Here is a 5481-nt window from a genome sequence, read left to right on the forward strand (position 1 = left end):
TGAGCGGTTTGCTGTACGTAACTCTGGTGGAACAGCTGTAGTAGAGGGTGTTGGTGATCATGGATGTGAGTACATGACAGGAGGAAGAGCCCTTATTCTGGGTAAAACCGGAAGAAATTTTGCGGCAGGAATGAGCGGCGGTATAGCCTGGGTGTACGATCCGGATAATTCATTTGTTACTAACTGTAATTGTGAAATGGTTGATCTGGATCCGCTTTCTATGCAGGATGAAGAAGAGATTCGGACCCTGCTTAATAAGCACGCGCAGCTTACGCAAAGTCAGGTAGCAAAGTATATAATGGACGACTGGGAACAACAGTCAGTATTTTTCATAAAAGTATTCCCTAAAGAATACAAAAAGGTATTGAACCTTCAAAAAGTTCAGCAATCAGCAGGATAATGGGAAAACCAACAGGATTTAAGGAGTATGGCAGGGAGCTTCCTTCGAAAACAGCCCCTGCAGAGCGTGTAAAAAATTATAATGAATTTGTTCATGAATATCCCGCAGAAAAACTGAACGAGCAGTCTGCGAGATGTATGAATTGTGGTATTCCATTTTGTCATTCGGGATGCCCCCTGGGGAATGTTATCCCAGAATTTAACGATGCGGTTTATAACGGTAAATGGGAGGAGGCTTATCTCATCCTAAATTCGACTAATAATTTCCCGGAGTTTACTGGCCGGATCTGTCCAGCGCCGTGCGAAGCAGCATGCGTGCTTGGGATTAATAAGCCTCCGGTAGCCATTGAGGAAATTGAAAAGCATATTATAGAGATTGCCTATTCGAAAGGATATGTTAAGCCAAATGCGCCGGTGTTAAGATCCGGTAAGAATGTTGCAGTTGTTGGTTCTGGCCCTGCCGGGCTCGCTGCAGCAGCACAGTTAAACAAGGCTGGTCATACGGTAACGGTTTATGAGCGCGATGATCTTCCTGGTGGGTTGCTTCGTTACGGTATTCCTGATTTCAAGCTTGAAAAAACGGTTATCGACCGTCGTTTACAGGTGATGGAAGAAGAAGGGATTAAGTTTATCTGCAATACTGAAGTTGGGGCAAACGGGAGTATGAAGGATTTCATTGATCAGCATGATGCTATTATTATGGCTGCAGGATCAACTATTCCGCGTAACCTTAACATCCCCGGCCGCGATTTCAAAGGAGTCTATTTTGCGATGGATTTCCTAAAACAACAGAATAAAACAGTTAGTAATATTTCTTTCCCTGATGAAAAGATCCTTGCTACTGCAAAGGACGTGATCGTTATTGGAGGCGGTGATACAGGTTCTGATTGTGTGGGAACGTCGAACAGGCAGCACGCTAATACTGTAAAGCAGTTTGAGCTACTGGGACAGCCGCCTGCAGAACGAAGCGGAAATATGCCATGGCCTACATACCCTATGGTACTTAAAACTACCAGCTCACATGAAGAAGGCTGTGAACGTTTCTGGGGAATAAATACAAAAGAGTTATTAGGTAATGATAAAGGCGAGCTAAGAGCGATTTTAGTATCAGATGTAAGCTGGGAGCTTGACTCATTGGGCCGTCCGGTGAAATTTGTAGAAATTGAAGGCTCTGAACGCGAGCTTCCTTGTCAGCTTGCTTTACTGGCGATGGGCTTTTTACATCCGCAGCATCAGGGGCTGGTGGAAAATACAGGCCTTGAGCTTGATACACGAGGTAATGTGAATGCTGTTGAAGGTCAATATGTAACTAATATTCCTAAAATATTTGCGGCAGGTGATATGCGCCGCGGCCAATCTTTAGTTGTTTGGGCTATCTCCGAAGGGCGTGAAGCAGCGCGCCGCGCTGATGAATACATGATGGGAAAGTCGAGTCTGCCGAGTAAAGACAGGGTACGAGAGTATGTGATTGGATAGAAGTTATACGTTGTACGTTTTAAGTTGCGCGTTGGAAAGAAGACTTATAACGTATGACGTCAACTTAAAACTATCCCAGCCCGCCGCTGATCCTATGAAATATCGCCTTACCATTCCATTCGCGTTTCTTACCGAGGAACATTCGTTTTGAAGTACCTGTAACTTTGTACCCATTCTCTTTAAGAAAATCAATACAAACCTGATTGTTTGATGGGAAACGTGCGGTCGGTTTGTTCCTCATTCTTATTTTCATCAATTCTGTCCCGGCCTGCGGAGTGATAGCCATTACAAACCCATCGAGGAGGTAAGGGAAATAAGCTCCCTCTATTTTACTATCTGAAATATATAAAAGAGAGGAGCGAAGATAGGGTTCCAATAGATCTATGCGGTCTTCTGCAGATATCAATCTGTCCAGAGCTAATACTTCTTCTTTGTGACCAACATGGAAAGGAATAACAGTTTCGGGGTTCAAAAGATACTGATCAGTATTCTTTCCTTCCAGATGTATATATTCTATTTCAACCTCAAACCCTAATTTTTTATAAACAGGGTATCCCATATCCGTAGCATCAAGATAAATGGTGCTAAACTTTTCACGGTTGAGATTTTTGATCAATGTCGAGGCCATTTTCCGACCTAATCCCCGGTTTCTGTGCTCAGGATGGACAATTATGTGCGCAAGCCATGCGGAGTCCTGGTGTTGAATATTGGTGCCGACCGCGATTACTTTGCCATTTTCGGAAATCTTTAGTGGCTGGCAAAAGTGGGATGCGGAATAATAGTAGAAATAAGGCCGTATATCTGTCCATGTTTCTGGCTGCAGCTCCCTGAGCTGATCTATGTCAGCGTTTTGCAAATCCTCGATCTCCATGAACTTATTTGGATGTTTGTGTTTTTTTCAGCTTTGAAAAGAAATCCCACAACACAATTCCAGCAGATACTACGATGTTAAATGAATGCTTCGTGCCAAACTGGGGTATCTCAATACACTTATCAGCCATATTCATCGCCTCATTACTGACCCCCTGCACTTCATTTCCAAAGATCAGCGCATATTTTTCAGATCCATCAGGTTTATGATCTGTGAGCATCAGACTAGTTTCAGCCTGTTCGATGGCGATTATAATATACCCTAAGCTTTTAAGTTCAATGATCGCTGCTTCAACAGTTTCATAATATTCCCAATCTACCGATTGTGTTGCGCCTAACGCTGTCTTTTCAATTTCCCGGTGAGGAGGCTGGGCTGTTATCCCGCAAAGGCAAACCTTTTCGACCGCAAATCCATCAGAAGTGCGAAAAATAGATCCAATGTTATGCATACTGCGAACATTGTCCAACACAACAACCAGAGGCAACTTTTCCTGTTTTTTAAATTCGTCGACGCCCACTCGGCCAAGCTCATCCAGCTTTAATTTCCTCATGATCAAAAATAGAGGGTTTTCTTCCATTTTCTTATCGGTTCAAGATAATTTATCATCATAAAACCTAATGATGAGATAATGCAAATGATAGTCAGGAACCACCAGAATAAGCTGAAGCCGCCATATTGAATAAGGATTGCACCATACGCGGGACCAATGATCTGGGCTATAGACCAGGCTATTGTGTAAAGTGCAGAATATTCCCCCCGATTGTCCTCATTGGAACGGCTAATCCAAAAGGCATTCATGAATGGCATAGTCAGCATTTCTCCAAACGTTATCAGCACAACTGAAATTACGGCTGCCCATGCTGACGGAGGGAGAATATTGAGAGCAATATAACTTAGTGCTGCCACGAAAATTCCGACTGAGATGAAATATAATGGATGCCTCCTTCCTTCAAGTTTATGTACCAGAACCATTTCGGTGGTTACAATTATGATCCCGTTAAGAGCCATTAGTCCACCGATGAATTGCTCCGTAAAGTGCCACTCCGATTTGAAAAACACTGGCTGCAGAATGAAGAACTGAAAAAACGATGAAGCAAAAGGGATGGTGAGGAAAATGAAAGCCAGGTATAGCTTGTCACGATAAGCGGAGCGGACCGGCGGCTTTTCTGGTGCGTCTTTTGCAGCTTTTTCTTTTCTTACTGCCGGCAAAAGCTTAATAAGAAGAAATCCCGCTAAAATATTAGTGCAACCGTCAACATAGAATAATAAATGATAGTCTATCGACGCAATAAAGCCGCCTAGAGCACCTCCAAATGACCAACCAAGGTTAATAGCAAGTCTGTGGAGCGAATATGCCCTCGTGCGTACTTTTTCGGAACTGTAATGCGCAATAGCTGACGAGTTTGCCGGCCTGAATGCTTCATTACACACACTTAGGAGAAATGTGCCAATCGCAAGGCTTAAAAACGTTTCGAGAAATGCAAGAGATATAAATAACACGCCGCCACTAAAAAGCGCCCCCAACTGCAGGTAGTAGAATCCAAGCTTATCACTGATCTTCCCGCCAAAAAATGCACCGACAATAGAACCCAATCCAAATAGGGACATGATCATTCCTGCCTGAACTATTGAAAAGTTCAATTTTTGAGTACAATAGATAGTCATGAACGGAACAACCATAGTTCCGCTCCGGTTAATGAACATGACTATCGACAAATACCAGTTTTCTCTGCTCAGGCCAGAATAGGCGTTCTTGTATAATTGTATAGGATTTGCAATCACAGCTCAAATATAAAAAAGAGGGGGAGATTTGCGGCCCCGCAGGCCGTAAATCTCCCCCTCCTTAAAATAAAATCTGTCATCCCAACGAAAGTTGGGACCTAGAATTAGTTTTTTGGTGCAGCAGGTTTTTTCTCTGCCTTTTCAGATTCCAGCCTCATTTCTTCAGCCGTTTTCCTGATCTCTTCCATTTGTTTCTTCCATTCCGGAGATTCAATTTTCTTTCTCATCTCTTCGGAATTAAGTTTCATTTCTTCAATCTTCTTTCTCCACTCAGGAGAGTCAAATTGCTTCTTCACCTCTAAACCATGGGCTTTCATCTCTTCAATTTTCTTTTTCCACTCGGGGCTGTCGAATTCCTTTTGCATGGCAAGAGCGTGAGACTTCATCTGTTCAGCATTTAACTTCATACTCTCTATCTGCTTTTTCCATTCCGGGCTCTCGAAATGTTTTTTCATTTCTTCAGTATGAACCTTCATGTCCTGCATTTGTTTTTTCCACTCCGGACTGTCAAAGTGTTTTTTCATGTCTTCACTATTAACTTTCATGTCCTGAATTTGCTTCTTCCATTCAGGGCTATCAAAGTGTTTTTTCATTTCTGTGACATGCGTCCGAATATTTTCCATTTGCTTTTTCCATTCTGCACTTTTGAAATATTCATTCACGTGATTGGTATCCGTATCAGCAGACAATGGCGGCAGTTGTTTCAGGACTGTTTTTAGTTTGGATTGCGCACCCAAGGTTTTCAGTATCGGCGTCTCAGCCTTGGCATTATAAGTAAAGGAAACAGGCTGGACTTTTTTAGAAATTGGCTTTTTGTCTGCTTGCGGAATGGTAGTCCCGGTGGGAATTATACATGCAACCGATACAAATGCTGCTGCTATACTTAGGAATGCAAGCAGACCTGATTTGGGGTTATTTTGCGGGGTTTTCATATTTTTTAATCGTTTAATGCG

At 42.7% G+C, this 5481-nt stretch carries 4 protein-coding genes and 2 pseudogenes; 2 read left to right on the forward strand and 4 right to left on the reverse strand.

The annotated features are described in order from the left end of the window. Together WKF69_RS04420 and WKF69_RS04425 are read left to right on the forward strand one after the other, a co-directional pair. Positions 1 to 400: pseudogene (locus WKF69_RS04420) on the forward strand (glutamate synthase subunit alpha); the annotation flags it as partial. Next, the gene (locus tag WKF69_RS04425) at positions 400 to 1875 is read left to right on the forward strand and encodes a glutamate synthase subunit beta (protein WP_340379811.1); all 1476 of its coding nucleotides are present in this window, start codon (positions 400 to 402) and stop codon (positions 1873 to 1875) included. The pseudogene WKF69_RS04420 and the gene WKF69_RS04425, both read left to right, overlap by 1 nt. Before the next feature lie 70 nt (positions 1876 to 1945). Here WKF69_RS04425 and WKF69_RS04430 read toward each other — a convergent pair whose 3' ends face one another. The 4 genes and pseudogenes from WKF69_RS04430 to WKF69_RS04445 form a co-directional block, all read right to left on the reverse strand. Next, positions 1946 to 2746 (reverse strand): GNAT family N-acetyltransferase, encoded by an 801-nt coding sequence (locus WKF69_RS04430; RefSeq protein ID WP_340379813.1) that lies wholly within the window; start codon positions 2744 to 2746, stop codon positions 1946 to 1948. Positions 2747 to 2750: 4 nt separating this feature from the next. Next, a complete protein-coding gene (locus tag WKF69_RS04435) occupies positions 2751 to 3296 on the reverse strand; it encodes an RNA methyltransferase (protein WP_340379815.1) in 546 nt (181 codons plus the stop codon). Positions 3297 to 3298: 2 nt separating this feature from the next. Then, positions 3299 to 4528, reverse strand: coding sequence for an MFS transporter (locus tag WKF69_RS04440; RefSeq protein ID WP_340379817.1), 1230 nt, complete (start codon positions 4526 to 4528; stop codon positions 3299 to 3301). 104 nt (positions 4529 to 4632) lie between these two features. Beyond that, positions 4633 to 5481 (reverse strand): annotated as a pseudogene (locus tag WKF69_RS04445) (hypothetical protein); the annotation flags it as partial.

The sequence above is a fragment of the Daejeonella sp. genome (assembly GCF_037719425.1).
Classification (GTDB): domain Bacteria; phylum Bacteroidota; class Bacteroidia; order Sphingobacteriales; family Sphingobacteriaceae; genus Daejeonella.